The 26194-nt window shown below is 68.7% G+C and carries 24 protein-coding genes and 1 tRNA gene; 17 read left to right on the top strand and 8 right to left on the bottom strand.

Going from position 1 to position 26194, the window contains the following annotated elements; genetic code table 11:
- Position 1: 1 nt before the first annotated feature.
- The 3 genes from ACYVAQ_RS13665 to ACYVAQ_RS13655 all read left to right on the top strand — a co-directional run bounded on the left by ACYVAQ_RS13665 (position 2) and on the right by ACYVAQ_RS13655 (position 2213).
- Positions 2-607 carry a histidine phosphatase family protein gene (locus tag ACYVAQ_RS13665; protein WP_460790432.1) on the top strand — a complete coding sequence of 202 codons (606 nt, stop codon included), beginning with the start codon at positions 2-4 and terminating at the stop codon, positions 605-607.
- Positions 608-685: 78 nt separating this feature from the next.
- Positions 686-2014, top strand: coding sequence for a hypothetical protein (locus tag ACYVAQ_RS13660; RefSeq protein ID WP_460790430.1), 1329 nt, complete (start codon positions 686-688; stop codon positions 2012-2014).
- Between the two features lie 126 nt (positions 2015-2140).
- Positions 2141-2213 (top strand) — tRNA-Ala (locus tag ACYVAQ_RS13655).
- 449 nt (positions 2214-2662) lie between these two features.
- Here the strand turns inward: ACYVAQ_RS13655 and ACYVAQ_RS13650 are convergent.
- Genes ACYVAQ_RS13650 through ACYVAQ_RS13635 form a run of 4 tightly spaced genes read right to left on the bottom strand, consistent with a single transcriptional unit; the run spans position 2663 to position 6037 of the window.
- Entirely contained in the window at positions 2663-3523 is an 861-nt protein-coding gene (locus ACYVAQ_RS13650) for an alpha/beta fold hydrolase (RefSeq protein WP_460790428.1), read from the bottom strand.
- 59 nt (positions 3524-3582) lie between these two features.
- Positions 3583-4437: an alpha/beta fold hydrolase gene (locus ACYVAQ_RS13645; RefSeq protein ID WP_460790425.1), complete on the bottom strand. Its 855-nt coding sequence runs from the start codon at positions 4435-4437 to the stop codon at positions 3583-3585.
- Positions 4434-5426 (bottom strand): NADP-dependent oxidoreductase, encoded by a 993-nt coding sequence (locus ACYVAQ_RS13640; protein WP_460790423.1) that lies wholly within the window; start codon positions 5424-5426, stop codon positions 4434-4436. The genes ACYVAQ_RS13645 and ACYVAQ_RS13640 overlap by 4 nt, the downstream gene beginning before the upstream one ends.
- Entirely contained in the window at positions 5423-6037 is a 615-nt protein-coding gene (locus ACYVAQ_RS13635) for a TetR/AcrR family transcriptional regulator (RefSeq protein ID WP_460790421.1), read from the bottom strand. Before ACYVAQ_RS13635 ends, ACYVAQ_RS13640 begins: the two co-directional genes overlap by 4 nt.
- A gap of 90 nt (positions 6038-6127) precedes the next feature.
- Here ACYVAQ_RS13635 and ACYVAQ_RS13630 point away from each other — a divergent pair, with 90 nt between their 5' ends.
- The 5 genes from ACYVAQ_RS13630 to ACYVAQ_RS13610 are packed head-to-tail and all read left to right on the top strand — an operon-like array spanning position 6128 to position 10571.
- Complete coding sequence (locus ACYVAQ_RS13630) at positions 6128-7375, top strand: NADH:flavin oxidoreductase/NADH oxidase family protein (protein ID WP_460790419.1); 1248 nt, start codon at positions 6128-6130, stop codon at positions 7373-7375.
- On the top strand, positions 7372-8265 hold the full coding sequence (locus tag ACYVAQ_RS13625; RefSeq protein WP_460790416.1) for an SDR family NAD(P)-dependent oxidoreductase: 894 nt from the start codon (positions 7372-7374) through the stop codon (positions 8263-8265). The genes ACYVAQ_RS13630 and ACYVAQ_RS13625 overlap by 4 nt, the downstream gene beginning before the upstream one ends.
- Positions 8262-9098 (top strand): alpha/beta fold hydrolase, encoded by an 837-nt coding sequence (locus ACYVAQ_RS13620; protein WP_460790413.1) that lies wholly within the window; start codon positions 8262-8264, stop codon positions 9096-9098. The genes ACYVAQ_RS13625 and ACYVAQ_RS13620 overlap by 4 nt, the downstream gene beginning before the upstream one ends.
- Positions 9098-9865 carry a hypothetical protein gene (locus tag ACYVAQ_RS13615; protein ID WP_460790411.1) on the top strand — a complete coding sequence of 256 codons (768 nt, stop codon included), beginning with the start codon at positions 9098-9100 and terminating at the stop codon, positions 9863-9865. Before ACYVAQ_RS13620 ends, ACYVAQ_RS13615 begins: the two co-directional genes overlap by 1 nt.
- A 1-nt stretch (position 9866) precedes the next feature.
- A complete protein-coding gene (locus ACYVAQ_RS13610) occupies positions 9867-10571 on the top strand; it encodes an SDR family oxidoreductase (protein WP_460790409.1) in 705 nt (234 codons plus the stop codon).
- A 4-nt stretch (positions 10572-10575) separates the two neighbouring features.
- Here the strand turns inward: ACYVAQ_RS13610 and ACYVAQ_RS13605 are convergent, their stop codons facing one another.
- Positions 10576-11268 (bottom strand): TetR/AcrR family transcriptional regulator, encoded by a 693-nt coding sequence (locus ACYVAQ_RS13605; RefSeq protein WP_460790407.1) that lies wholly within the window; start codon positions 11266-11268, stop codon positions 10576-10578.
- A 4-nt stretch (positions 11269-11272) separates the two neighbouring features.
- The gene (locus ACYVAQ_RS13600) at positions 11273-12874 is read right to left on the bottom strand and encodes a GMC oxidoreductase (RefSeq protein ID WP_460790404.1); all 1602 of its coding nucleotides are present in this window, start codon (positions 12872-12874) and stop codon (positions 11273-11275) included.
- A gap of 89 nt (positions 12875-12963) precedes the next feature.
- Between ACYVAQ_RS13600 and ACYVAQ_RS13595 the strand changes: the two genes are divergently transcribed.
- From ACYVAQ_RS13595 to ACYVAQ_RS13585, 3 genes are read left to right on the top strand one after another with little or no spacing between them, the layout of a single operon-like run.
- Positions 12964-13941, top strand: coding sequence for an enoyl-CoA hydratase/isomerase family protein (locus tag ACYVAQ_RS13595; RefSeq protein WP_460790402.1), 978 nt, complete (start codon positions 12964-12966; stop codon positions 13939-13941).
- Positions 13938-14843, top strand: a complete 906-nt coding sequence (locus tag ACYVAQ_RS13590) for an alpha/beta hydrolase (protein WP_460790400.1) — start codon at positions 13938-13940, stop codon at positions 14841-14843. The genes ACYVAQ_RS13595 and ACYVAQ_RS13590 overlap by 4 nt, the downstream gene beginning before the upstream one ends.
- A complete protein-coding gene (locus ACYVAQ_RS13585) occupies positions 14840-16324 on the top strand; it encodes a class I adenylate-forming enzyme family protein (RefSeq protein WP_460790398.1) in 1485 nt (494 codons plus the stop codon). The genes ACYVAQ_RS13590 and ACYVAQ_RS13585 overlap by 4 nt, the downstream gene beginning before the upstream one ends.
- Here the strand turns inward: ACYVAQ_RS13585 and ACYVAQ_RS13580 are convergent.
- Positions 16301-16546 carry a hypothetical protein gene (locus ACYVAQ_RS13580; protein WP_460790396.1) on the bottom strand — a complete coding sequence of 82 codons (246 nt, stop codon included), beginning with the start codon at positions 16544-16546 and terminating at the stop codon, positions 16301-16303. The two genes, ACYVAQ_RS13585 and ACYVAQ_RS13580, sit on opposite strands and share 24 nt — an antisense overlap.
- Positions 16547-16780: 234 nt before the next feature.
- Here ACYVAQ_RS13580 and ACYVAQ_RS13575 point away from each other — a divergent pair, with 234 nt between their 5' ends.
- From ACYVAQ_RS13575 to ACYVAQ_RS13550, 6 genes are all read left to right on the top strand, one after another.
- Complete coding sequence (locus ACYVAQ_RS13575) at positions 16781-17938, top strand: alkaline phosphatase family protein (protein WP_460790394.1); 1158 nt, start codon at positions 16781-16783, stop codon at positions 17936-17938.
- A 10-nt stretch (positions 17939-17948) separates the two neighbouring features.
- Positions 17949-20030, top strand: coding sequence for a phosphocholine-specific phospholipase C (locus ACYVAQ_RS13570; RefSeq protein WP_460790392.1), 2082 nt, complete (start codon positions 17949-17951; stop codon positions 20028-20030).
- A gap of 54 nt (positions 20031-20084) precedes the next feature.
- The gene (locus ACYVAQ_RS13565) at positions 20085-20489 is read left to right on the top strand and encodes a hypothetical protein (protein ID WP_460790390.1); all 405 of its coding nucleotides are present in this window, start codon (positions 20085-20087) and stop codon (positions 20487-20489) included.
- Positions 20490-20756: 267 nt separating this feature from the next.
- Entirely contained in the window at positions 20757-22127 is a 1371-nt protein-coding gene (locus ACYVAQ_RS13560; RefSeq protein ID WP_460790388.1) for a WS/DGAT/MGAT family O-acyltransferase, read from the top strand.
- A 74-nt stretch (positions 22128-22201) separates the two neighbouring features.
- Positions 22202-23182, top strand: a complete 981-nt coding sequence (locus ACYVAQ_RS13555) for a phosphotriesterase family protein (RefSeq protein ID WP_460790386.1) — start codon at positions 22202-22204, stop codon at positions 23180-23182.
- Positions 23158-24717 (top strand): class I adenylate-forming enzyme family protein, encoded by a 1560-nt coding sequence (locus ACYVAQ_RS13550; protein WP_460790384.1) that lies wholly within the window; start codon positions 23158-23160, stop codon positions 24715-24717. Before ACYVAQ_RS13555 ends, ACYVAQ_RS13550 begins: the two co-directional genes overlap by 25 nt.
- A 49-nt stretch (positions 24718-24766) precedes the next feature.
- Here ACYVAQ_RS13550 and ACYVAQ_RS13545 read toward each other — a convergent pair whose 3' ends face one another.
- On the bottom strand, positions 24767-26194 hold the full coding sequence (locus tag ACYVAQ_RS13545; RefSeq protein ID WP_460790381.1) for an aminotransferase class I/II-fold pyridoxal phosphate-dependent enzyme: 1428 nt from the start codon (positions 26192-26194) through the stop codon (positions 24767-24769).

The raw sequence follows: 26194 nt of genomic DNA, 5'->3' as shown, positions 1-26194 counted from the left end.
CGTGCGCCGGCTGGTGCTGCTGCGGCACGGGCAGACCTCGTGGAACGCGGAGCACCGCATCCAGGGGCAGATCGACTCGCAGCTGGACGCGGTGGGACTGGCGCAGGCGGCTGCGGTCGCGCCGGTCGTGGCTGCCCTGCGGCCGGCCCTGCTGTGGACCTCGGACCTCGCCCGCGCCCGTCGTACCGCTGAGGTGGTGGGGGAGGCCTGCGGCCTGACACCGGTCCCCGACGAGCGGCTGCGCGAGTACTCGCTCGGGCGCTGGGAGGGCTCCACCCACGCCGAGTTCGCGGCCGAGGACCCCGCCGCCTTCGAGCTGTTCCGCACCGGACAGTGGGACGAGCTCGCCGACGCCGAGCCGCCGGAGGCCGTCGCGAAGAGGTTCACCGCCTGCCTGGGCGACCTCGTCGACGCGCTCGGCCCGGACGAGCTCGGCGTGGCTGTCGCCCACGGCGCCGCGATCCGCACCGGGCTGGTGGCCTGGCTCGGGTGGCCGCCGGCGACCGCGGCCGACCTCGGCCACCTCACCAACTGCGCCCGGGTCGAGCTGGCCGAGCGCGAGGAGGGCGGCTGGGCCGTCTCGGCGTACAACATCGCGGTTCTCTAGCGCCGCGCCTCCGGGCGTGCGAATCTGGGATGTCGCCCTGGCAACGGGGTCGGGGCGCTGCCCGAGTGGGGATCACAGATGAAGATTTCGATCAACAAGCTCCGGATCGCCGGCGCCACGGGTGTCGTGGTGGCGGCCTTCGTCCCGGCCGTCTCGGCCACCGCGGCGTCCTCGCCGTCGGCCCCGCAGCCCTTCACCGGGGACGCGTCCTCGGCACGCACCACGGTGCTGAACGGCGGTGCGAAGGTGCTGCCGACGACCCGCACCGTGCCGCACTGGTACGGCCACACGCTCGACCCGCACGACGGCGTCACCTACGCCTACAACATGGTCGGTGCCGACCCCGGTGGTTGCTCGGGCAGCGCGTGCGACGTCACCGTCCAGGTCGACGTCACGCCCGTCGTGGTCAAGGTCGCCGGCCAGACCTTCGACGGCAACGACGTGGTCACCCCGACCCTGGCCTCGCCCGTCTTCCAGGAGAACGACTACGGGTCGACGCCGGCCGCCACGGCCGCGGGCAGCTTCCCGGGCACCCCGCAGGAGGTCCGTGGACCCGGGGGAGCGCTCTCGCAGGAGGACGCCGGCGTACCGCTGCAGCTGCAGGACGCGACGATGCGCGCACAGTTCGACAAGACCGGGGCGAGCCCGTACCACCTGCGCCTGCACCCGAACCTGCTGCCGCCCGTCACGATCACCGTCCCGCAGCAGCAGGGCACGTTGCTCCGGAGCGGCCGCGGGGTCGTGATCGCCGCCGTCGACTACACGTGGTGGGCCGGGCAGATCAACAACCTGGAGACCGCCGCCGACCCGACGCACCTGCCGCTGTACCTGACGAACGACGTGCTGCTGTACACGAACAACGACCTCAGCACAACGGGCGTCATCGGGTTCCACGGGACCGGCGCCGCGGGTCTGAAGAAGGGCTTCGGGAAGAACCAGGGCAACGGCGCCGTGCAGACGTTCGCGTGGGCGTCGTACCTCCAGCCGGGGGTGTACGCCCGTCCCGACGGTGGGTCGTTCTGGGCGCTCCAGGACATCCACGCGATCACCCACGAGATCGCGGAGTGGGCCGACGACCCGTTCGTGAACAACTACGTCGAGCCGTGGCTGACACCGACCGCGCCGCAGTACGGCTGCACGAGCGTCCTCGAGACCGGTGACCCGGTCGTCGGGATCGGGTTCGCGATGGGGACCAACCCGTACTTCCAGGGACCGAACCCGAACGGCACCCAGAGCGCCGACGGCTTCTACCACCCCGAGGACGAGGCTCTGCTGCCGTGGTTCATGCGCTCCCCGGCCACCGCCACCGGCTCCGAGGCGAACCAGAGCGGCTCCGGCGGCCGCTACACCTTCATGGGCGACCTCAACCCGTTCGACGGGTTCCGCCAGCCCGCGACGGGCTGCTGACCCGTCCGTCGTACGTCGGTCCGCCCTGCCGCACGGCAGGGCGGACCGCGATCGCGGACCCCGATTTCACCTCCCGCGACGCGTTCGCTAATATTTCGTCTCGTCGCTCCGCGGAGCGATGACCCCGGGGGTGTGGCGCAGCTGGTAGCGCACCTGCATGGCATGCAGGGGGTCAGGGGTTCGAGTCCCCTCACCTCCACCGAGGCGGTTTAGTAGAAAACTGCAGAAGCGGGCCGGAAACGGCCCGCTTCTGTGCATTCCTGGGGTCTTTGGGGCCCCTGTGACGGTCGTCTGACCGTAAGCACGGCCCTTGATGATGCTTATGTCAATGAGGCTGAGGGGACCCGAAACCTGGCGGATCAGGATGCTCAACTGTCTGCGCCTTGGTGCCGCCGTCTGCAGCTTGTTCGAGTTGTACGTGCAGGAGAATCGTCTGGACGATCATCTCGAGGTCCGGGTTCGGGTCGTCGAACCCCGGTGGCTCGCACCTCGTAAGGTCGCCGCGTTCTACTCATCTGTCTCACCACCGCTTCGGTTCGTCAAGGCTCGTCGCGTTCCCGGGTGGTTGAAGCTTGCTCCGGTCCACGACGCGCGTTGGAAGCCGGACTTCCACGCTCCCAATTCCAGAGCTCTGTTGGCGGAGTTCGCTCAGTCGGCGAGGAACGCAGCCGCGACTGGGGCGAACGTCTCGTGGAACTGGAAGATGCCACCGTGCCCCGAGTTGGGATAGATGATCAGCTGGCTGTCGGGGATCCGGCGATGTAGGTCCTCGGACAAGACGGTGGGAACCATCCGGTCGTGGTCGCCGTTTGCGATCAGCGTCGGCTGGGTGAAGGCCGACAAGTCCGACGGGGCCGAGCGACCGAACTTCTGGATCGCCTTCAGTTGGGTGCGCAGTGCCCCGATGCTGATCTCCTGGTCCCGGTCGACGGTGCGCTCCTGGAGTCGCTTGACGAACGCCTTGCCCGCGGCCTTGCCCTCTGCATCGCGGTTGAAGAAGAGGAACTCCTTCGGGTCCGACCGGGTCAGGGTGGCTCGGAGGATGTCCCAGTACGTCACGCCGACGACCTTGTCCACGTCCTTGCCGCCACGCGGTCCGGTCCCGGTCAGGATGAGCCTACGGACCAGGTCGGGATGCTTGACGATGAGGTCCTGCGCGATCATGCCGCCCATCGAGAAGGAGAACACGTCGATCTTGTCGTAGCCGAGCGCTGCGATGAACTCGTACGCGTGGTCAGCCGCTTCCTCGAGGGTCCCGGGCACATGTCCGGTGGAGGCGCCGACTCCGCGCTGGTCGAAGGCGATGACGTGACGAGTGCGCGCGATCGGGTCGACGATCCGCGGATCCCAGTTGTCGAGGGTTGCTGCGAGGTGGACGAAGAAGACGACCGGGATCCCGCCCTTCGGCCCGAGCTCCCGGTAGGCGTATCTGGTGTCTCCGACGGCGATGCTGCGCGTCGGTGCCTGGGCGTACGACGTGATGACGGGTTCGGTGCTGTTGTGGCTCATGGCGGGCTCCTGAGGACGTGGTGGCGCCGGAGAACAGCGCGTCGGGGATGGGCTACCTGCTAGCGCAGGAAGTCCAGGACTTCCGATACGAACCGGTCGTGGTGCTGGAAGACGCCTCCGTGCCCGGCGTCGGGGTAGATGACGAGCTGGGCGTTCGGGATCCGGTGGGCCAGCTCGAAGGAGCCGCGGGTGGCGAGCATCCGGTCGTCCTCGCCGTTGGCTACCAGTGTGGGTTGGGTGATCGCGGCGAGGTCCATCGGTGGCTGAGCGCCCCATCTGGCGATGGCGATCAGCTGGTGAGCCGCCGCGCGGATGGACGTCCGTTTCACCCGGTCCTCGGTTCGCTCGCTGATGCGCATCATGTAGTCGGCGGCAGCTGCGCGCCCGTTCTGGGTGCGGGTGAAGAAGAGGAAGGGCTTCGGATCGGTCATCTTGGCGGCGCCCTGGGCCGAGTCGGTCAGCAGTCGACGGTTGAACTGGCCGACACCCTTGAAGCCCGCTGGTCCGGTGCCGGTCAGCATCAGTCGTCGCACCAGGCTCGGCTCTGAGGTCGCCACGACCTGGGCGATGAACCCGCCGAGAGAGAACCCCAGGAGGTCCACCTCGGTGAGCCCGAGCGCGCCGATGAACGCGATCGCGTCTTGGGCCATCGCGTCGACCTTCATCGGCACGCGCCCCTTGGTGCCGCCGACGCCGCGGAGGTCGACGTAGATGATGTGCCGCTCGGCCGCGATGCCGTCCAGGACGCGTGGGTCCCAGTCGTCGATGGTCGCGGTGAAGTGGTGAAGCATCACGAGCGGTACGCCAGAGCGGGGACCGAGCTCGCGGTAGGCGAACGTGGTGCCGGCTGCCTCGAGGTACTGAGTAGGGGTCGTTGCCGAGGTCTGCGCCGCCGCCGTTGTCGACGTCGTCATCGGGTCACCACGATCTTTCCGGCGGCCTTGCCCTGCTCGACGTACGCCATGGCGTCGAGGGTCCGCTCGAACGGGAAAGAGCGGTCGAGGACCGGCCGCAGGGTGCCGTTGTCGTAGAGCGCGGCCAGGGTCGCGAGCTGGCTGCCGCTGGCCCGCATGAAGAAGAACGAGTAGCGCACGCCCAGCTTGCGGGCCTGCCGGCGCACCTTGCGGCTCAGCACGGCCATGACCGGCTTGAGGAGGGGCTGTCCGAGCTGGTCGGCAAAAGATGGGTCGGGCGGGCCCACGACGCTGATGGCCAGGCCGCCGGGCTTGAGGACCGTGAGGGACTTCTCCAGGCTGGCCGGTCCGAGCGAGTCCAGAACGACGTCGTAGCCGGACACGACCTGGGTGAAGTCCTGCTGGGTGAAGTCGATGACCTCGTCCGCGCCGAGGGCGCGGACCCGCTCGATGTCGTTGGTGTGGGCCGTCGTCGCGACATAGGCGCCGAGATGCTTGGCGACCTGGATGACAGTCGATCCGAGTCCGCCGGCGCCTGCGTGGATCAGGACCTTCTGTCCGGGCCGCACCTCCGCCACCTCGACCAGGGCCTGCCACGCCGCGAGAGCGACGAGGGGCACGGCGGCCGCTTCGTCGAACGAGAGGGAGGAGGGCTTCAGGGCGACGTCGCCAGCATCGATCGCGATCTGCTCGGCGAAGGCGCCGATGCGCAGGTCGCGCGGCCGCGCGTAGACCTCGTCCCCGGCCTGGAAGCCGCGGACATCGGCGCCGACCTTGAGCACGACGCCGGCCAGGTCGTGGCCGAGTGTGAGGGGGCGCTTGTACTTGATGAGCTGTTTGAACTCGCCGTTGCGGACCATCTTGTCGAGCGGGTTGATGCTGGCCGCGCGGATGTCCACCAGGACGTCACGAGGTCCGAGGCTCGGCGACGGTACGTCGGCCGCTTTGAGCCCGTCGGGTCCGTAGTGGGTGACGACGAATGCCTTCATGGTGTGTCCTGTCGGGTCGGGTGGGTGGTCGGTTGACCGGCGGTGGCCAGCGTCACCGCGTTGGAGTACGCCGCAGCGAGGATCTGCTCGGACAGCTCGGGATCGGTGACCGCGCGGGCGGCCTGGATCGAGCCGACCAGCAGGGTGAACAGGCCGATCGCGCGCTCGCGGGTCCGCTGCGGATCGCCGTCGTCGAGGTGGCGCGCGATGGCCTCGATCATTGCGCGAGCGCCTTCGGTGTAGGCCTCGCGGACCGTGAGGTCGCAGCGGCCGATCTCGTCGAGCAGAGCGGCCGAGGGGCAGCCGCCCGCTAGGTCGTCGCGGTGCGCGGGGGAGAGGTACTCACGCAGGTAGGACTCGACCGACGCGAGGCCGGCGGGCAGGTCGTTGACGACGGCGACCTGGTCGGCGAGCTGCTGGGTCACCACGGAGGCCACCAGGTCGTCCTTCGAGGCGAAGTGGCCGTAGAAGGCGCCGTTGGTCAGGCCTGCATCGGCGACCAGCGTGGCGATGCCGGAGCCGTCGATGCCGTCGCTCTTGAAGCGGCGGCCTGCTGTCTCGATCATCCGGCGGCGGGTGGCTTCCTTGTGTTCGGGGCTGTACCTGGCCATGGCGTGCATCTCCTTCCGGGGGCTTGTCAACACGATAGCATTACGATCATACTATTATGAACGTACTGCAATCATGAACTGGAGCACACCATGGCCTCGCTTGCCGATCCTCTCGACCTGCCGTCCGGCGTACGCCTGCCCAACCGCATCGCGAAGGCGGCGCTGAGCGAGGCCCTGGGCGATGCCGACAACTCGCCCGACGACCGGATCGTCACGCTGTACCGGCGGTGGGCGCAGGGCGGCTACGGCCTCCTGGTCACCGGCAACATCATGGTCGACCGCGCACACCTGGGCGAGCCGGGCAACATCGCCATCGAGGACGATCGAGACCTCCCGCAGCTGACCGAGTGGACCAAGGCCGCCCACGACGGCGGTGCCGCGATCTTCGCCCAGCTCAACCACCCCGGCCGCCAGTCCAACCTGCTCGCCCTGGGCCACACCCCGGTCGCTCCGAGCGCCGTCGCGCTGGCCATGCCGGGCGCCACGACGCCGCGCGCGCTGACCGGCCCCGAGATCGAGGAGATCATCGAGCGGTTCGCGACGGCAGCCGCGGTGTGCGGGGAGGCCGGCTTCGACGGCGTCGAGCTGCATGCCGCACACGGCTATCTGATCACCCAGTTCCTCTCGCCTCTGACCAACCTGCGCACCGACGAGTGGGGCGGCACCCCGGAGCGCCGGATGAGGTTCCTGATCGAGGTCGTACGACGCGTCCGCGGACGTGTCAGCCCAGGCTTTGCGGTCGCGGTCAAGCTGAACTCCGCCGACTTCCAGCGCGGCGGTTTCTCCGAGGACGACTCGCGCGCCGTCGTCGCCGCACTGGCCGCCGAGGCTGTCGACCTGATCGAGGTCAGCGGCGGTAACTACGAGTCCCCGGCCATGGGGGGCTCCGAAGCTTCTTCGACCCGCGAGCGGGAGGCGTACTTCCTCGACTATGCGCGATCGGTTCGGCAGGAGGCGGGCGGCATCCCGATCGCCGTGACCGGCGGGTTCCGCAGCCGGTCCGCGATGGAGGACGCGCTCGCGGCCGGCGACTGCGACCTCGTGGGTATCGCCCGTCCGACCGTCACCGCGACCGACGCCGCGGCGAGCATCCTCGACGGGCGCACGGCCACCCTGACGACCCACGAGATCCAGGCGGGGTTGCGCCCGATCCTCGGCCGCCTGACCGACCTCAAGGCGCTCGACGGCTTCCTCAACATCAGCTGGAACACCGACCAGCTGCACCGGCTCGCGCGCGGGCTCGAGCCCGACCTGGACCGTGGCCCGCTGGTCACCGCGCTGGCGATGGTGCGCCGCAACGGCCGGATCTCCTTCTCGCCGCGGCGAGGCCTCAAGTGAGCCGCGCGACGTACGACCTCGACGGCAAGGTCGTCCTCATCACCGGTGGCAACGGGGGGATCGGTGCCGCGACGGCCCGCGCTCTCCTCGACAGGGGATCCAGGGTGACGATCGCCGACATCGCCCCGAACACGCCTGACCGGGCCCGCGAGCTGCACCCGAACAACACCCTCGGCTGCGTCGCCGACGTCCGTGACCGCGGCTCCCTCGAGCAGGCCGTCGAGCACACGGTCGACCGTTTCGGCCGGCTCGACGTCGTCATCGCCAACGCCGGGTTGCTGGCGAAGGCGGCCACCCTGCGGAACACTCCGGCCGCTGACATCGAGGCGACGCTGGCGGTGAACGTGACCGGCGTGGCGAACACCGTCGCGGCGGCCCTGCCCCAGGTCATCGCGAACCAGGGTCAGGTGGTGCTCATCAGCTCGGTCTTCGCCTTCCTCAACGGCATGGGCACGATCCCGTACGCCATGAGCAAGGCTGCCGTCGAGCAGCTTGGCCGCGGCCTGCGCATCGAACTCGCCGACCACGGCGTCTCGGTTCTCACGGCGTACTTCTCACTGGTGCAGACCGACATGATCGCTCGCGGCGTCGACGAGGACCCGGTCGTGATGGAGCTGCTGGGCGCGCTGCCCAAGGCGATGCTCAAGCGGATCGCGCCGGCTCACGCGGCAGCAGGCATCGCCGACGGCCTGGAGAGCCGCGCCGTACGGGTGATCCGCCCGAACCTGTGGGGCCCGGTGTCCTCCCTACGCGGCATCCTCGGCCCGACCCTCGACACCCGCTTCACCCACGACCGCCGCATCCTCGACGTCCTCGCCCGCCTCGACGCCCGCGCCTCGACGTCGCTGTCCGCCACTGCCGCCGCACCCTCGCGAAGGAAGAAGTCATGACCAGCTGGAAGACCACACCCACCAAGACGATCGACGTCGACGGCACCTCGTTCGCCTACCGCGAGCTCGGCGAACCCGGCGGCGTGCCCGTCGTGTTCCTGCACCACTTCACCGCAGTCCTCGACGACTGGGACCCGCGAGTCCTCGACGGAATCGCCGCCCAGCACCACGTCATCGCGTTCGACAACCGCGGCGTCGGGTCGACCGGCGGCCGCGTGCCGAGCGACATCGAGCAGATGGGCGCAGACGCGATCGCCTTCATCCGTGCGCTGGGGTACGACCACGTCGACCTCATCGGCTTCTCCCTCGGCGGCGCCGTCGCCCAGATGGTCGCACTTCAGGCGCCTGACCTGGTTCGCCGGATGGTGGTCGCTGGCAGCGGCCCGCGCGGAGGCGGTGGCATCTGGAAGATGCCCTTCATCGTCGGCGGTGCCTACACCAAGGCCTTCCTGACTCGGAAGGATCCACGCCACTTCCTGTTCTTCCCCCGCACCACCTCGGGCAAGAAGGCGGCCAACGACTACTTCGCGCGCCTGGCTGAGCGGACAACCGGGCGGGACGAGCCGATCTCGTCCCAAGCGCGCCTGGCCCAACTCCGAGCCATCACGAGCGCTGGCCTGCACGCCGCCGACGACCTGTCACAGATCAAGATCCCCGTGTTCGTGGCGAACGGCGACAAGGACCTGATGGTCGCCAGCGAGCACTCCAAGGACATGGCAGCGCGACTCCCAGACTCGCGCCTGCGGATCTACCCCGACTCCGGCCACGGCGGTGTCTTCCAGTACCACCACGAGTTCGTGCCGGAAGTCCTTGAGTTCCTGGGTGAGAGCTGATGACCAGGCCAGACTTCGTCACCATCGACGCCTTCGCGCGGCCGACCGGTGGACGGATCCGCTGGCGCAGATCCGCGCGGCGTCTGATTGATCAGGGAATCGACGGACTTCGTGGCGCTAGCGTCAACTACTCCAACAACGGGACCTACGCCGTACCGCCCTCGATCGTGCCGGGAGGTTGTGCGCTCGTGGCTGCCTGGGAATCACCCGAGGCTGCTGAAGCGGCCTTCGCCGGGCCGTTGAAGGAGACTGTCGACCACCCGGGCTGCTTCAGTCTCGACGGTGAACTCGCCCGGGTCCGGATCGACTCCGAGTCCGAGCTCGACCACTGGCACGGTTGGACTCCCCGAGCGGGAACCGCCGCACCCCTGGCCAAGGAGGAGCCGATGGTGGCGATCGTCCACGGCATCCTCCGGCGCGGAGAGCTCCTCACCTTCGTGCGCAACAACCTGCACGCCGCCAGCCGAGCAGCCCACCACCCGGGACACCGAGGCAGCATCGACATCTCCTCCCAGCTGCCGTTCGAGCACACCTCGATCAGCCTCTGGAAGACCTACGGGCTCGCCCAGGACTTCGCCTACAAGCCCGGGGGACACGCCAGTGGGATGAAGCACGCCCTGACGCAGAAGACCCACCGGGTCGGGGTGTTCCTCCAAGTGAGGCCGCTGGCCTGCTCGGGCCGCCTCGGGATCGACCAGGACGCATTCCCAGAGCTGCCGCCGACCAACCGCGGCACCACCGTGATCCACCAAGGACAGGAGAACTGACATGCCCACCCTTGCCGGACAGGTCCTGCTCGTCACCGGAGCCAACGGAGGCATCGGTACGGCATTCGTGCACCAGGCCCTCGAACGTGGCGCGACCAAGGTCTACGCAACAGCACGCACCCCCCGAGACTGGGAAGACGACCGCGTGGTTCCACTCGCCCTCGACGTCACCGATGCGGCATCGATTGACGCTGCGGCGGCCGCCGCGAACGATGTCACGATGCTGGTCAACAACGCCGGCAACCTCCCGGCCAGCGCGAGCATCCTCGACCTGACCGACGACCAGCTGCGCGAGGGAATGGAGACCAACTTCTTCGGCCCGGTCGCCGTGGCCCGAGCCTTCGCGCCCCTGCTGGAGCGCCACGACGCAGCGGTGCTGGTCGACGTGCATTCGGTTGCGAGCTGGTACCACTTCGGCGGCGTCTACAGCGCCTCGAAGGCAGCACTCTGGGCCGCGACCAACAGCCTGCGCCTCGAGCTCGCGCCGCGCGGCGTCCACGTGGTCGGGGTGCACATGGGCTACGTCGACACCGCCATGGCCGCCGGGGCCAGTGGCCCGAAGATGACCCCTGACGAACTGGTGACTGCGGTCCTGGACGTCGTCGAGCGCGACGGTTTCGAGGTGGTGGCCGATGAGGTCACGGCCCGGGTCAAAGCCGGCCTCGCTGGTGCCATCGAGGATCTCTATCCAGAGGTCCTCGCCTGAAGGCTTAGAGGCGGGGAAGCGGTACCCGGGCCAGAGCTGCTTCGTGCGAGATCACTGCGGCCTCGCGGTCCGCGCCCAACCCGACGCAGAAGGTGACGCCCATGGGCACCAGGACCTGCCGCACCGGATCGTCGAACTCGGCGAAGTGGCTCGCCAGTTCCAAGGTGATGTAGCCGTGGACGAAGCTCCACAACGCGCCCGCAGCCGCGGTCGGGTCGTCGATCGACAGTCCAGCCGAGACCCCGAGGCGGGCTGCCGCTTCGGTGACGTGGACATAGGCGGCGCGGAACGCCGCGGAGTGCCCGGCGAGGTGCGCGCTCGTCCCTTCCTCTGGGCGGTAGGTGGCGCGGCGCGAGAGGCCGAACATCGCGTCGTACAGGTGCGGGTTGCTGCGGGCGTACGCCAGGGTCGTGAGCGCCATCGTGAACAGGTCGGCCACCGGGTCGTCCGTGACGTCCAGGCGCTCGAAGGCGCTTCCGATCTCATTGAAGCCGTGGTCCACGACGGCGTTGACGAGCTCGGGCACGCCGCCGAAGTAGTTGTAGACGACCATGGTCGACATCCCGGCCTCCGCCGCCACGGTCCGTGCCTTGATCGCACCGGGGCCCTGCGTGGCGAGCAGAGAGATCGTCGCAGCGATCAAACGTTCGGCGATGCCGTTGGAGGGGGATTCCGCAGCGGTCGTGTCCTCGGCCATGTGGCTATCGTTCCAAACCCGCAGCGGGGATCTGTGCCATCGCATGCTCCGCGAGCGCGGTGATCGTCAATGCGGGGTTCACGCCCGGGTTTGCCGGGAGCGCGGCAGCATCGCAGACCACCATGTTGCGGTAGCCGAACACGTGGAGGTGCGCGTCGACGACGCCGGTCGAGGCCGTCGCGCCGATCGCGGCGCCTCCCAGGACGTGGGCGGTCATCGGCTTGTTGCCCAACGCCTCGAACACGCTGCTCTGGGCGATGCCGCCGGTCCGTTCCGCCAGCCACGTGGCCACCTTGTGCCCGGCGTCGATGTAGGTCGGCGCGGGCCGGTCCCCATCGACCTGGGACACGATCCGGTACCCACGCCGCAACCGGCGACGTTTGGCCTCGAAGCGGATCGCGTTGTCTCGAGGCTGCATGACGAGCATCATCAGCGTCCGGCTGCTCCAGCCGGAGCGCAGGGTCGCGACCCATCGCCCGGGGTGACGGGCCACCGAACCGCCCCACTTCAACAGCCTTCGCAAGGTTCGCCCTTCGCCGACCAGCACCGTGAAGAGCAGCCGCATGAAGTCCCCGTTGGGGCCATAGGTGAGGAACTCGATCTGGGTGTCGCCGTCGATGATCACGCGGCTGCTGGCGGTCACGTCCCGCCATGTCCCGAGATCGGAGGGAAGCAGGACTGACAGCACTGCTTCGCTGTTGGTGCGCACCAGAGCGCCGAGCCGGTCGCTGATCCGGGGGAGCGACCCGCGGTGCTTGCAGTCGGCGAGTAGTTCGTTGGTTCCTACTGCGCCTGCGGCGAACACCACGCCGCCAGCGGTGAAGGTGCGGGTGTCGCGGCCGACCAGCCTGCCCGGACGGCGGGTCGTGATCAGGTAGCCGTCTGCACCGTCGGCCGCCCCCCGGGGAGCAACATCGACGACCTCGCGCTCCGGATGGATCTGCGCGCCAGCCTTCGCCGCGAACCACAGGTAGTTCTTCGTCAGCCGGTTCGCGGCACCGGTACGGCATCCGGTCATGCACTCGCCGCAGCGGGTGCAGCCCGTTCGGTCGGGTCCGGCGCCTCCGAAGTAGGGGTCGGGCACCGTCTTTCCCGGTTCACCGAAGAACACGCCCACGGGAGCAGGCGCGAATCCGTCGCCAGTTCCGAACTGCTGAGCGACCTCACGAGTCAACCCCATGGTCGCCGACTCCCATGGAGTCGTGGCGACCCCGAGCATCCGCTCGGCCTCCGCGTAATGCCCCTCCAGCACGTGCTTCCACTCGGCCAGGTCATGCCACTGCGCGTCGTCGAAGAACGGATCCTGTGCACGGAACAGCACGCCGCCGTACACCAGGCTGCCGCCGCCGACACCGGTCTGCGTCGAGCTGAAGACATGGCCGAACAAGACGTTGCGCATGATCCCGCGCAATCCCAGTGCGGGAGCCCAGACGAAGCGCTGCCGGTCGGAGGCCGACCGAGGCAAATCCTCGTCGGCGTAGTCGCGCCCACGCTCGATCACCGCGACGCGGTAGCCCTTCTCGGCCAGGCGCATCGCGGCGACGCTGCCCCCGAAACCTGAACCGACGATGACCCAGTCGTAGTCGGGCGGCCTGACTCTGCTCATGGTTCTCCTCGGTTGGTTGCCCCATCACGATAACTTCGTTATTCTCTTGAAATCAAGCAGCGCGAAGGCGCCCGTCGCAAGGACTCGTCATGGCACAAGAAGTAAGAGGAAACCTCGACATCGAAGACCGTGGGCCGGTCCTGATCGCCCGAATCGACGGAGGACCCCTGGGCCTGTTCGGCAACGACATCGCCGAGCAGCTCGACGCACTTGTCGACCGTGCCGACGCCGACCCCGACATCCACGCGGTCGTCTTCACGGGCACTCACCCGGGCCGCTTCGTCTCCCACGCCGAAGTCCGCTGGCTGCAGGAAGGCGGCGCCACAGTGCCATCAGTCGGGGTGAAGGGAGCCTCGGCGCTGGCGCATGTTGCCCGTGGCGTCACCCGCGTCGGCGGCATGAAGGGCGCACTCGGCAAGACCCCGCTGTGGCCTGCGGTCCAGCTTGAGAGGGTTCACCAGACGTTCCTGAAGATGAACCGCAGCGGCGTCATCTTCATCGCCGCGCTCAACGGCTCAGCACTCGGCCTCGGCGCTGAGTTCAGCTGGGCCAACGACCTGCGGGTCATGCCCGAAGGCGACTACTTCATCGGCCAGCCCGAAGTCCTGCTGGGGATCATGCCCGGCGGGGGAGGTACACAGCGCCTGCCGCGACTCGTCGGCAACCACAAAGCACTGGTCGCGATCCTGTCCGGCCAGCCCTTCACTCCTGAACAAGCTCTGGAGATCGGCGCCGTCGACGACGTCGTGGCACCCGAGAAGGTCCTGGACCGCGCACTGGAGCTCGCGGCGACCCTCGGGTCCCGGCCGAAGACGTCGCGTGCAGCGATCAAGCGGGCCGTCTACTTCGGCGGCTCTGCCGACCTCGAGGAAGGCCTGCACATCGAGCGCTCGGAGTTCCTCGCGACCGCGCTGTCCAAGATCGGCCAGGAACTCATGCTCGACTACATGGCCAACACCGAGGCCAGCGGCGAACTGCCGCTCTACCAGCCCGGCGTCTTCGAGCAAGTACTCGCAACAGGCAACACCCGGGGCGCCGGCGCCCCGACGGCAGGGGCGAAGGCATGAGCAGGCACACCGTCACCCATCACGACATCACCTTCGCCTCGAACGGTGACACCTGTTCGGCCTGGCTCTTCCTGCCCGACGGCGTCGACAACCCGCCGCTGGTCATCCTCGGCCACGGCCTGGGCGCCACCAAGGAAATGGGCCTGGACGCCTTCGCTCGGCGATTCGCCCAGGCCGGTATCGCCGCCATGGCCTTCACCTACCGGCACTTCGGTGACTCCACCGGTCAACCGCGCCAACTGCTCTCCATCAATCGCCAGCTCGCCGACTGGGACGCGGCCATCGCTCACGCCAAGGCGCGAACTGACATCGACGGCACCCGTATCGCGGTGTGGGGCAGCTCCTTCGGTGGTGGCCACGCCATCATCGTGGCCTCGCGCCATCCCGAGCTGCGCGCAGCCATCTCACAGTGCCCGTTCACCGACGGCATCGCCTCAGCCCGCGCACTCGGCCCGGCAGGAACCCTGCGCCTGCTTTCTGTGGTCGCCCAGGACATCCTCGCCGGCGCGCTACGGAAAGACCCCGTGCTGGTCAAGCTCGCCGGATCGCCGGGGGAGCGGGCACTCATGACCGCACCCGACGCCCTGCCGGGCTACCTGGCACTCGTGCCCGAAGGTGTCACCTTCATCAACGAGGTCGCCGCCCGGGTCGCGCCGACCATCACCCGGCACCGCCCGGGAAAGGCAGCGAAGAACGTCAGGATGCCGATCCTGTTCTGCGTCCCCGACCATGACTCCGTGACACCGCCCGAAGAGACTGTCGCCTACGCGAAGACAGCACCCAAGGCCGAGATCCGCAGGTACGAGGCCGGCCACTTCGACATCTACCTCGGCGCTCCCTTCGAGGCCGTGGTCGCCGACCAGACCGACTTCCTCCTGCGCCACCTCAAGGAGGCGCGATGACTTTCGCCACCCTCCCGGACCGCCGAGCGGCCGCCGAACCCGGTGCTGCGGCTGTCGCCGACTCCAACCAGGCACTCACCAACGCCGACCTCCTCGCCCAGGTGCGGTCGGTCGCGGCCCAGTTGGGCCAGCTCGGCGTCGGCATGGATGACGTCGTGGCGCTCCGGCTCACGAACCGCGTCGAGTTCGTCGTCCTGCTCTTCGCGGCGTGGCGCATCGGGGCGACGATCACCCCGGTCAACCCGGCCCTCACGTCCAGTGAGGTGTCTCGCCAGCTCGCCGACTCGGGCGCGAGGCTCCTCGTCATCGAGGACGACAGTGACCCGGTCGAGGGCATCGCCTGCCTCTCGGTCTCCGAGCTCCGCTACGACCTCGCGACCCCCGACGACGCAGCGGTTGTCGACGACACGGAGCGGGTTGTCGACGACACGGAGCGGCTGGCTCTGCTCATCTACACGTCGGGGACCACCGGAGTGCCCAAGGGGGTGATGCTCGACCACGCCAACCTGGATGCCATGACCGAGATGGGACGCGAAGGCCTCAAGCTCGGACCCACCGACAGGTGCCTGTTGATCCTGCCGCTGTTCCACGTCAACGGGATCGTCGTCAGCATCCTCTCGCCGCTCCTTGTCGGCGCCAGCGTCGTCATCTCAGAGCGGTTCAACCCAGCCACCTTCTTCAAGACGGTCGAGAACGTCCGACCGACCTTCTTCTCCGCCGTGCCGACGATCTACAGCATGCTTGCGGCCTTGCCGGACGAGATCCGGCCGGACACCTCCTCGGTCCGGTTCGCGGTCTGCGGGGCTGCCCCGGCCCCGGCCGAACTTCTCACCAAGTTCGAAGTGCGATACGGGTTCCCGCTGGTGGAGGCGTACGGCCTCTCGGAAGCGACCTGCGGATCGGCCATCAACCCGGTCGACGGCATTCGCAAGGCAGGCACCGTCGGGCTTCCGTTCCCAGGCCAGGAACTGCGCATCGTCAGCCTCGACGGAAACCCGCTGCCTCAGGGAGAAGTCGGCGAGGTCGTCGTCAGCGGACCGAACGTGATGCGCGGCTACCTGGGACGACCCGAGGAAACAGCTGCCGTCCTCACTGAAGGTTGGCTACGCACCGGAGACATCGGATTCCTCGACGAGGACGGCTACCTCACCATCGCAGGCCGCTCGAAAGACATGATCATCCGCGGTGGCGAGAACATCTACCCCAAGGAGATCGAGGACGTCCTCGCCCTCCACCCCGACGTCGTAGCCGCTGCGGTGATCGGCGTACCCGATGAGAAGTGGGGCGAGGTGGTTGTCGCCTTCATCCAACCCCGGCCAGATGCCAGCGTCGACGTCGAGTCGCTCAAGGCGCTCTGCCGCGAGCACCTTAGCGGCTACAAGCGCCCCACCGCGGTTCACGTGATGGAAGCGCTGCCGACCAATGCCGTAGGCAAGCTCGACAAGAACTCGCTGAGGTCAGTTGTCCCGGCCCAAGGGTGATCGTGACGCGCTCGTCGATCGCAATGTGATGCCGTGTCCTAGGAGAGCGGTGCGCACCGTGTTCGCCACAACGTCGAAGGCCTCGGCGATCTTGGCGAGCGACTGTCCGGCCTCGTAGCGCTCTGCAGCGTCCTCGATCTCGTCCGGCGTGAGGCCGATCTTGCGACTCGCATCGTGTCGTTTGAGGATCGCGGACACCGTGCCTGTGCCGATGCCGTACACCTCCGCCAACTCTCGTCGGAGTGCACCGGCTCGGTATCGCTCGACGAGCTCGAGCTGTTGTTGTCTCGACGTAGTTTCTGGAGCGGCCTGCTGGCGCGCAGACGCAAAGAGGGACGTGACCCGCCCAGGGTTGCCGAGGAGTTGGCGGAATGTTCATCCGCCGGTCGAGCCCTGCCCCGGCCGAGCCCGCGAGCATTCGGAGTCGACGGTCTCCCTCTCACAGGTGGTTTCTCGATGACGACTTCTCACCGCACTGCCCGGGCGCTGGCCGCGGCTGGCGTGCTCGCTGCCTCCGCTCTGGCGTTGGTTCCTGGATCGGCGCACGCTCAGCGCACCGCCGCGTCCAGCGGGCCGGACCACGTGTTCGTGATCATGATGGAGAACCACGGCACCGACCAGGTCATCGGCAACACCGCGGACGCGCCGTACATCACCTCGCTGGCCCGGCGCTACAACGTCGCCACGAACTACCACGGCGTGACGCACCCGAGCCTGCCCGAGTACCTCGCCGCCATCTCGGGCAGCTTCCAGGGCATCTGGGACGACTGCAAGGCGGGCGCTGACGTGACCTGCGAGCCCGAGGAGTTCGTCCCGGGCTCGGGGGACGCGACCGACGGTGCCGCCCTCACGCCTGAGCAGTTCGCGAGCGCCTCGCAGACCCCGCACCTGTTCGACGGCAGGACCCTGGTCGACCAGCTCGAGGCCAGCGGACGGACCTGGAAGGCCTACATGCAGTCGATGCCGAGTGTGGGCTTCGAGGGCGAGTACGCGCCGGTCGTCAACGGTACGACGGTCAAGCTCTACGCGCAGAAGCACAACCCGTTCATGTACTTCTCCGGGATCAACTCGCCCGGCAACCCGCGGCTGCAGAACATCGTCCCCGGTGACCAGTTCGGCGCCGACCTCGCGTCGGGCAACGTGCCGAACCTGGTGTGGATCAGCCCGGACCAGTGCCACGACATGCACGGCATCTCCCCGTCGAGCGCGGCGCTGATCGGCAACCCGAAGTGCGGCTACCCCGACAGCGGGCTCGACCACGGCGCGATCCAGCTCGGCGACGAGTACGTCAAGCAGGCGGTGCAGCAGATCACGAGCTCGCAGACCTGGAAGACCACGAAGTCGAGCATCGTGCTGATGTGGGACGAGAACGACTACTCCGGCTTCTCGGGAGGACCCGGCAGCCCCGTCGGCGCCAACGGCGTGGTGCTGGGTGGAGGGGACGCACCCCTGCTGGTGATCAACTCGGCGGCCGGCCCGCACATCAGCACCGACGCCCCCGCCGACGAGTACACGGTGCTGGCGACCATCGAGAAGATGTGGCACCTCGGCTGCCTCGCGAACACCTGCTCGCCGACGACGTCCGGCTCGCTCGTCGAGCTCTTCCGGCCCTGAGGACCTGGCGATGACGAACCTGAGCCGCCGCCGCCTCCTGCAGGCCGGAGCGGGGACCGCGGCCGCGTCGGTCCTCATGCAGAGCATCGACCGGGCCGTGGCGATCAGCCCGAACCGACGTACGAGGTCGATCAAGGACGTCGAGCACGTCGTCGTCCTCATGCAGGAGAACCGCTCGTTCGACCACTACTTCGGGACCCTGCGCGGCGTGCGCGGCTTCGGAGATCCGCACCCGGCGAGGTTCGCCTCGGGCAAGAGCGTGTTCCACCAGCCCGACGGGACGGGCGAGGTGCTGCCGTTCCACCCGGACGTCGCCGACGCCGGACTGGCGTTCATCGAGGACCTCGACCACAGCTGGAACGGCACGCACGCGGCCCTGAACGGCGGTCAGTACGACAAGTGGGTGTCGGTGAAGACGGCCGCGACCATGGCCTACCTCGACCGGGGCGACATCCCGTTCCACTACGCCCTGGCGGACGCGTTCACGATCTGCGACGCCTACCACTGCTCGTTGCTGGGCCCGACGGACCCGAACCGCTACTACATGTGGACGGGCTCGGTCGGCGGCTCGCCCGGCAACGAGGGCGGCGGCGGTCCGGTCATCGCCAACGACGAGCTCGGCTACTCGTGGACGACCTATCCCGAGCGGCTGCAGTCGGCAGGGGTGAGCTGGAAGGTCTACCAGGACTCCGGCGTCGGCCTGGACGGCCCCGGCTACTGGGGCTGGACCAGCGACGCCTACATCGGCAACTACGGTGACAACGCGCTGCTCTACTTCAAGCAGTACCAGGACGCCGCACCCGGTTCACCGCTGTACGTCGGCGCTCGCACCGGCACCGACGCGAAGTCCGGGCAGGACCTGTTCGAGACGCTGCGCTCGGACGTGGCGGCCGGCACGCTGCCGTCGGTGTCCTGGATCGTCGCGCCCGAGGCGTACACCGAGCACCCGAACTGGCCCGCCAACTACGGCGCCGGCTACGTCGCCCAGGTGCTCGACGCCCTCACCTCGAACCCGGACGTGTGGAGCAAGACCGCCCTGTTCATCACCTACGACGAGAACGACGGCTTCTTCGACCACGTCGTCCCGCCGTACGCCCCGATGACGGCCGCCGACGGCGCGTCGACGGTGAGCACCGAGGGGGAGATCTACCACGGCGAGGTCAACACACCGGGCGGCAGCACCGGCGTACCCGGGCCCTACGGCCTGGGTCAGCGCGTGCCGATGCTGGTCGTCTCCCCGTGGAGCAAGGGCGGCTTCGTCACGTCCGAGGTCTTCGACCACACCTCGATCATCCGGTTCCTGGAGGCGCGCTTCGGCGTCCACGAGCCGAACATCACGGCCTGGCGTCGTGCGGTCTGCGGAGACCTGACGTCGGCGTTCGACTTCTCCGGCGCCAGCACCTCGGTGCCGTCGCTTCCGAGCACCACCGGGTACGCGCCGCCGGACCGCAACCGGCACCCCGACGTCGTCGTGGTGCCGCCGACCCGGCAGCAGCTTCCCGCTCAGGAGCCCGGCGTTCGCGCTGCGCGGCCCTTGCCCTACGACCTCGACGCCATCGTCTCGGCGACCGCCGCGGGCCTCGGGGTCGATCTCGTGAACCGTGGGCACCGCGGCGCGGTGTTCCACATCCGGACGACCACGCCGGCCGCGCAGCTCACGCAGATGTACACGGTCGGTGCGGGCCGGACGATGCGCGCGGAGCTGGCGGCGACGACCACCGCCACGTCGGTGGAGATCCACGGGCCCAACGGCTTCTTCCGGCAGGCGTCCGGACTGGACCTGGCCGCCCCCGTCGTCTCGGCAGCTCCCACGGGTCGCGGTGGAGGCCTGCTCGTCAGCCTCCGCAACCCCGGCGCCCAGGCCCTCCGGGTCACGGTCACCGACGGCTACAGCGGTACGTCGACGACGATCGCGCTTCCTGCCCGGAGCGCGGTCGAGCAGGCGTTCCCCGGCAACGACGGCTGGTACGACCTGACCGTCGAGGCGGCGACGACCCGGCTCCAGCTGGCCGGCCACGTCGAGACGGGCCGGACGAGCTCGAGCGATCCCGCCCTCGCGCGCCGCGTGGCAGCAACCGTGGCCGGAGGCTGAGCGCGCGGCCGCGGTGTGCGGCAGACTCTGGATGTGGCTCGGAGGCGTGCAGCTGTGGGGACATCGCTCGCCGCGCTGATGCTCAGCGGCTGCTCGGTGGCAGGTCACCAGGCGCAAGCCCCGAGTCCGTCCGGCCCGGCGCCCGACCTGTCCGCGCGCGGCATCTGCCTGTCTGGCGTGCACAACACCCCGATCGACGACATCGTGATCGATCGAGCAATCGCCGCACCTCTCTCGCTCGTGAAGGGCCCATCGGTCTCGGCGTTCCAGACCATCCAGGTCTCCTGCCGTCTGCAAGGCTTCGCCGTCGCCGACGGCAACAACTGGTGGTACCGGATCGCGCCCGCTCCGTGGAGCAACGCCTACTACGTTTCCGCGGACGCGTTCTACAACAACGGCGCAACGTCGGGGTCGTTGGCCGGCACGCCGTTCGTGGACACGGCTGTCGCTAGCTGCTGAGCAATCGGCGGGGCGTCCTGGGCCGTGGCATGGCCCAGGACGCCCGGCCTCGCCTGGAAGGTTCTCCAGTCGGTGTTCGCCGTGCTCGCCCTCGAGTCCGAGCCGGTCGACCCGCGCCTCTGACCGGCCGCGGATCGCAGGGCGGCGATGTGTCTTGCGTCACCGTGACCCCTACTCAGGGGCATCCGGCTGTGGCACGATACATACCGCGCGGTCGGATAGTGGGGCGGCCGGCACAGGGAACGCTCGATCGGCAGGCCAACGACGATGCAGCAGCTCAGCGCGGTGGACACCTCGTTCTTCCAGATCGAGGACGCCCGGGTCACCGGCCACACCGCCGGCCTGATGATCCTCGACCCGTCGACCGCCGATCGGCCCGTCGACGCCGCTGCGATCCGGGAGCACTACGCCGCCCGGATCCCGCACATCGCGCCTCTGCGGTGGCGGCTCGCCGAGGTGCCGCTGGGGATGGACCTTCCCTACTGGTACGACGACCACGACGTCGACCTGAGCTATCACATCCGCGGCACCGCGCTGCCGGCTCCGGGCAACGAGCAGCAGCTGGCCGATCTCATCGGTCGGCTGCACGAGCGGCCGCTCGACCGGTCGAGGTCGCTGTGGGAGGTCTACGTCATCGAGGGCCTCGAGGGCGGCAAGGTCGCGATCTACACCAAGACCCATCACGCCGCGTTCGACGGCAAGGCGAACATGGCGCTGCTGTCGGCCCTGCTCACGACCGACCCCGACGAAGAGGCCCTGGCGCCGCCGGCCACCCTGCCCCGCCCGGAGACGAAGCCGAGCGATCTCGAGCTGCTGCAGCGCACCGCCGTGGCTCTGGCCACGCGGCCCGGCAGGATGGCCGAGCTGGTCATCCGCGGACTGGCCGACTGGCAGAAGTTCGCGATGTCGCAGCTCGGCCGGCCGGTGCGGAGCGCTGCCCCGCGGCTGTCCATCAACAGGAGCATCACCGCCCGCCGGGAGTTCGCCTACGGTGGCGTCCCGTTCGGCGATGTCCACGCCGTGAAGGCCAAGCAGGGCTGCACGGTCAACGACGTCGTGATGGCGATGTGCGCGGGGGCGATGCGCTCCTGGCTCGCGGCCCACGACGACCTGCCCGACGGGCCGATCCGCGCGATGGTCCCCGTGTCGATCCGCACCGACGCCGACGCGGCGGGCAACCAGGTCGCGGCGATGGCCCCCGACCTGCCGACCCACCTGGCCTCCGCGCGCGAGCGGCTCGATGCCGTCCGTGCCGAGATGGCGGCGGCGAAGGAGGAGTTCAAGGCCACCCCGGCAGCGCTGCTGCAGGAGTTCGGCAACTTCTCCGCCCCCGCCGCCGCCGAGCTGGCCGCACGCACCTCGGCCTCGCTGAAGCTGGCCGACCGGGTCGCGATGCCGTTCAACCTCGTGATCTCCAACGTGCCCGGGCCGCGCGAGACGCTCTACCTGGCCGGCGCCCGGTGCGAGGCGCAGTACCCGATCTCGATGATCACCGACGGCATGGGTCTGAACATCACGGTGATCAGCCACGGCGACACCTTGGCGTTCGGGCTCACCGCGTGCCCCGAGCTGGTGCCCGACCTCGGCACGATCATCGACCACCTCGCCGACGAGCTCCCCGCCCTGGTGGAGCTCTGAGCGCTGCGCCGTACGCGCTCACGACTCGCCCGGACACAGCACGACCTCAACCCACCCATCAGAAGGAGCACAGGATGACCACCGTCGAGACCGTCAGGGGACCGGTGCCGGTCGAGGACCTCGGCCAGGTGCTCGCCCACGAGCACGTCTTCACCATCGGCACGGAGATCCGCCAGAACTACCCCGACTTCCCGGACCCGTGGGACGAGGATCGGCGCGTCGCGGATGCGGTCGCGAAGCTCAAGGACGTCACGACGCGCGGGGTCCGCACGATCGTGGACCCGACGGTGATCGGGTTGGGTCGCTACATCCCGCGCATCCAGCGGATCAACGAGCAGGTCGACATCAACATCGTCGTCGGGACGGGGATCTACACCTACCACGACGAGCCGGTGCAGTTTCACTTCCAGGGTCCGGGCCTGCCGTTCGACCGCCCCGAGCCGATGGTCGACCTGTTCGTGAACGACATCCGCGAGGGCATCGCCGGCACCGGCGTCAAGGCCGGCGTGCTCAAGTGCGCGATCGACGAGGCCGGCATGGTCCACGGCGTCGAGCGGGTGATGCACGCGGTCGCGCAGGCGCACGTGGAGACCGGCGTACCGGTCATCATCCACACGCACGCGCACGGCGAGATGGGCATCCCGGCGCTCGAGGTGATGAAGTCCGAGGGTGCCGACCTCTCCAAGGTCTGCATCGGTCACAGCGGCGACAGCACCGACATCGCCTACCTCCGGACGCTGGCCGACCAGGGCGTCATGCTCGGCATGGACCGGTTCGGCGTCGACGTCTTCTGCACGACACCCGACCGCACCAAGACGGTCGTCGAGATGATCCGGCTCGGGTACGTCGAGAGCATGCTGATGTCGCACGACGCGTCGTGCTACTCCGACTTCTACCCCGAGTCCGGGCCGGCCGAGCTGCTGCCGAACTGGCACTACACGCACATCCACGACGACGTGCTCCCCGCGATGCGTGAGGCGGGTGTCACCGAGGACCAGATCACCACCCTGATGGTGGAGAATCCGGCGCGGTGGCTCTCGGTGAAGGCGCGATGACCCGCCCCGAGATCCGTCCGATCCCGCGGACGCACAACCCGTACTCCCAGGACGGCGTGTGGTACGACGACCAGGGCGCGGCCCACTTCGAGGACCTCCCGGCGTCCCTGCTCGCCTCCCTCGAACGGTTCGTGACGACGACCCCGGATGTCGAGGCCGTCGTCGAGCTCGACGGCGAGCGACTGACCTACGCCCAGCTGTGGGAGCGCGCCTCGCGCGTCGCGGGCGGTCTGCGCGCGGCCGGCGTACGGCGCGGTGACCGGGTGGCCGTGCGCTACCCGGCCGGCGTCGACTGGGTGCTCGCCTTCTACGGCACGATCATGGCCGGCGGCATCGCGGTGGCGCCGAACATCCGGTCGGCGCCGCCGGAGATCGCAGGTCTCCTCGAGGACGCCGGCGTCACCGTCGACCTCGACGCGGGTTCCCCGCTTCCCGACGGCGAGCCCTACGTCGAGCCCGACCTCGGGCTGGTCGACCCGTGCGCGATGTTCTTCACCTCGGGCACCACCGGCCGCGCCAAGGGGGTGCCCACCAACCACGAGGCGTTCCTCACCAACGCCGAGAACATGGTGCGTGGACTGGTGGGCTCCCGCGAGACGGGGTCCGACTTCCGCACGCTCGTCTCCGTGCCGCTGTTCCACGTCACGGGCTGCAACTCCCAGCTGCTGACCGCGCACTACGTCGGTGGCACCGCCGTGATCATGCCGGCCCTCGACCAGGCCCGCCTGATCGAGACCCTGAGCACCGAGCGCATCACCCTCATGGTCACCGTGCCCGCGGTGTACGCCCTCATCCTGCGCCACCCCGCGTTCGCCGACGCCGACGTCAGCCACGTCCGCTGGGTCGGCTACGGCGGCGCGGCGATCGCGCCCTCCCTGGTCGAGGCGCTGCAGAAGGCGTTCCCGGGCGCGCGCGTCATGAACGGCTACGGCATGACCGAGACGGCATCGCTGCTGACGTCGCTGCCGCACGAGGACGCGGTCGAGCACGCCGACTCCGTCGGCTTCGCCGTGGCCTCGGTGGAGCTGGCCGTCGCCCCGGTCGACGACGACCCGTCCTACGGCGAGCTGCTCGCCCGTGGCGCCAACATCATGCGGGGCTACTGGAACCGGCCTGAGGCGACCGCGGCCGCCCTGGCCGACGGCTGGATGCACACCGGCGACATCGTCCGCGTCGACGACGCCGGGCGGATCCACATCGTCGACCGCACGAAGGACATCATCATCCGCGGAGGCGAGAACATCTCCAGCCTCGAGGTGGAGGCTGCCCTCGCCGCGGCCCCCACCGTCCTGGAGGCGGCCGTGATCGCCGTACCCGACGACGTGATGGGGGAGAAGGTCGGTGCGCTCCTGTACGGCGGAGGCGAGGCGGTCGACGTCGACGCGGTCATCGGCTACCTGCGGACCCAGCTGGCCGACTTCAAGATCCCGCAGTACGTCAGCGTCGTGCCCGAGCCGCTGCCACGCAACGCGGGCGGCAAGCTGCTGAAGGCCAAGCTGCGGGAGGAGGTCAGCTGGGGTCCGCCGCTGCGCTGAGCTGCACCTGCCCTGCCTCCTCGTGGCCGAGTCGCGGACGTCTGGGTGCTCACCGCACCACGCACACGGTCCCTAGACGTGGGTCGCGCGCGGCGATGTGGAGGTTGGGTACCGCTCTCAGCTGGTCGTAGTAGGCCACCATCTCGTCGGTGAGCTCCTCGCCCTTGATGGTCGTTGGAATGCCGGGTGGGAACGGCGTGATGTGTTCCCCACAGATCCGGCCGACCGCTTCGTGTAGCGGCACGTCCTCCAATTGATCAGGCAGCAGCCGCGAGACCTCGGTGAGGTCGAGGACCTTGGGCACGTTGCGCGGCAGTCTGAGGTGTACGTCGGCAGGGAGGCGCCGCTCAGAGGCAATGACAGCCAATGCCTCTCGAGTCGCTTCGATATCGTCCATCGTGGCGTTGAAGGGAACGAGCAACAAGACCGTGTTGATGTTGTAGGCCTCGACGACGATGGCGTGATCAAGCTCGAGCTGGCGCGCCACCTCGTACCCGCTGAGTCCGCATCTCGACACGTCCACCACGACCTTCGTCGCATCCCGGTCGACCCGGTCGTGGTTCGCCTCGTGGATCTCGGCGACGTCGTACTCGGGGATGGAGGTGATGGATTTGGTCAGCAGCTGAGCCAGCTCCACCATCCTGTCGAGATGGTCCTCGCCGTGCTGTTCCAGCTCATGGGTCGCTGCTTCCAGGGACGCCATCAGGAGGTAGGAGGGACTGGAAGTTCCTAGCGTTCGGTATGCATCGCGCAACAGATCCGCGTCGATGCGATCGCCCTGCCAGTGGATCATGCCTGTCTGCTGCAGAGACCCGCCCTGCTTGTGCGTGCTCTGGACACAGATGTCCGCCCCCGCGGCCATCGCTGAGAGGGGCATGAGGCTCGAGAAGTGGAGGTGAGCTCCCCATGCCTCGTCGATGAAGACCACGAGACGGGGATCCAGCCGGCGCACCTTGCGAATGAGATCGGCCAGGTCCGCAGCCAGGCCCTCGTAGGTCGGCGTCGTCAGCAGCAAGACTTGCGGTTTGGTACGGGCAACGCCTTCGAGTACCTCGTCCGTGGTGTTGGGAATGAAGGTGTGGAAGCGCTCGTGCATCCGAGTAGGCAAGAACATCAGTCGGACCCCGTAGTCCTCGCAGGCACTCACCACCGAGCGATGCACGTTCCGGCTCGCCAGGATCCGAAGGTTGGGCGCCTGCTTGGCGAGCGCCTTGATCACGACGTAGTTGCTCCACGTGGTCCCGTTCACCGAGAACAGCGTCTGGTCCGCGCCGAACGCTCGGGCGGCCTTGTCAAAGGCATGTTTGAAAAGTCCGGTGGGTTCGAGCGGCAGACCGAATGACTCGAACGAGATGGATGCGTCGCTGTCGTACGGTGAATGAACGCGTGCGAGCGACGGGTTCAGCGACGGTGTGCACCAACGTACGGAGCTTCTCCCGCGAGTATCCAGTGCCTCGGCGATCGACGAGAAGTCCAC

The sequence above is a fragment of the Nocardioides maradonensis genome (genome assembly GCF_054777115.1).
The sequence above is the reverse complement of the archived record's forward strand: the minus strand, read 5'-3'. Positions and strand labels throughout refer to the sequence as shown.

Coding starts and splice junctions, on each gene's coding strand:
- ACYVAQ_RS13660 (WP_460790430.1), top strand. CDS start 686: ATGAAGATTTCGATCAACAAGCTCCGGATCGCCGGCGCCACGGGTGTC.
- ACYVAQ_RS13650 (WP_460790428.1), bottom strand. CDS start 3,523: ATGAGCCACAACAGCACCGAACCCGTCATCACGTCGTACGCCCAGGCA.
- ACYVAQ_RS13645 (WP_460790425.1), bottom strand. CDS start 4,437: ATGACGACGTCGACAACGGCGGCGGCGCAGACCTCGGCAACGACCCCT.
- ACYVAQ_RS13640 (WP_460790423.1), bottom strand. CDS start 5,426: ATGAAGGCATTCGTCGTCACCCACTACGGACCCGACGGGCTCAAAGCG.
- ACYVAQ_RS13635 (WP_460790421.1), bottom strand. CDS start 6,037: ATGGCCAGGTACAGCCCCGAACACAAGGAAGCCACCCGCCGCCGGATG.
- ACYVAQ_RS13630 (WP_460790419.1), top strand. CDS start 6,128: ATGGCCTCGCTTGCCGATCCTCTCGACCTGCCGTCCGGCGTACGCCTG.
- ACYVAQ_RS13620 (WP_460790413.1), top strand. CDS start 8,262: ATGACCAGCTGGAAGACCACACCCACCAAGACGATCGACGTCGACGGC.
- ACYVAQ_RS13615 (WP_460790411.1), top strand. CDS start 9,098: ATGACCAGGCCAGACTTCGTCACCATCGACGCCTTCGCGCGGCCGACC.
- ACYVAQ_RS13610 (WP_460790409.1), top strand. CDS start 9,867: ATGCCCACCCTTGCCGGACAGGTCCTGCTCGTCACCGGAGCCAACGGA.
- ACYVAQ_RS13605 (WP_460790407.1), bottom strand. CDS start 11,268: ATGGCCGAGGACACGACCGCTGCGGAATCCCCCTCCAACGGCATCGCC.
- ACYVAQ_RS13600 (WP_460790404.1), bottom strand. CDS start 12,874: ATGAGCAGAGTCAGGCCGCCCGACTACGACTGGGTCATCGTCGGTTCA.
- ACYVAQ_RS13595 (WP_460790402.1), top strand. CDS start 12,964: ATGGCACAAGAAGTAAGAGGAAACCTCGACATCGAAGACCGTGGGCCG.
- ACYVAQ_RS13590 (WP_460790400.1), top strand. CDS start 13,938: ATGAGCAGGCACACCGTCACCCATCACGACATCACCTTCGCCTCGAAC.
- ACYVAQ_RS13585 (WP_460790398.1), top strand. CDS start 14,840: ATGACTTTCGCCACCCTCCCGGACCGCCGAGCGGCCGCCGAACCCGGT.
- ACYVAQ_RS13575 (WP_460790394.1), top strand. CDS start 16,781: ATGACGACTTCTCACCGCACTGCCCGGGCGCTGGCCGCGGCTGGCGTG.
- ACYVAQ_RS13570 (WP_460790392.1), top strand. CDS start 17,949: ATGACGAACCTGAGCCGCCGCCGCCTCCTGCAGGCCGGAGCGGGGACC.
- ACYVAQ_RS13560 (WP_460790388.1), top strand. CDS start 20,757: ATGCAGCAGCTCAGCGCGGTGGACACCTCGTTCTTCCAGATCGAGGAC.
- ACYVAQ_RS13555 (WP_460790386.1), top strand. CDS start 22,202: ATGACCACCGTCGAGACCGTCAGGGGACCGGTGCCGGTCGAGGACCTC.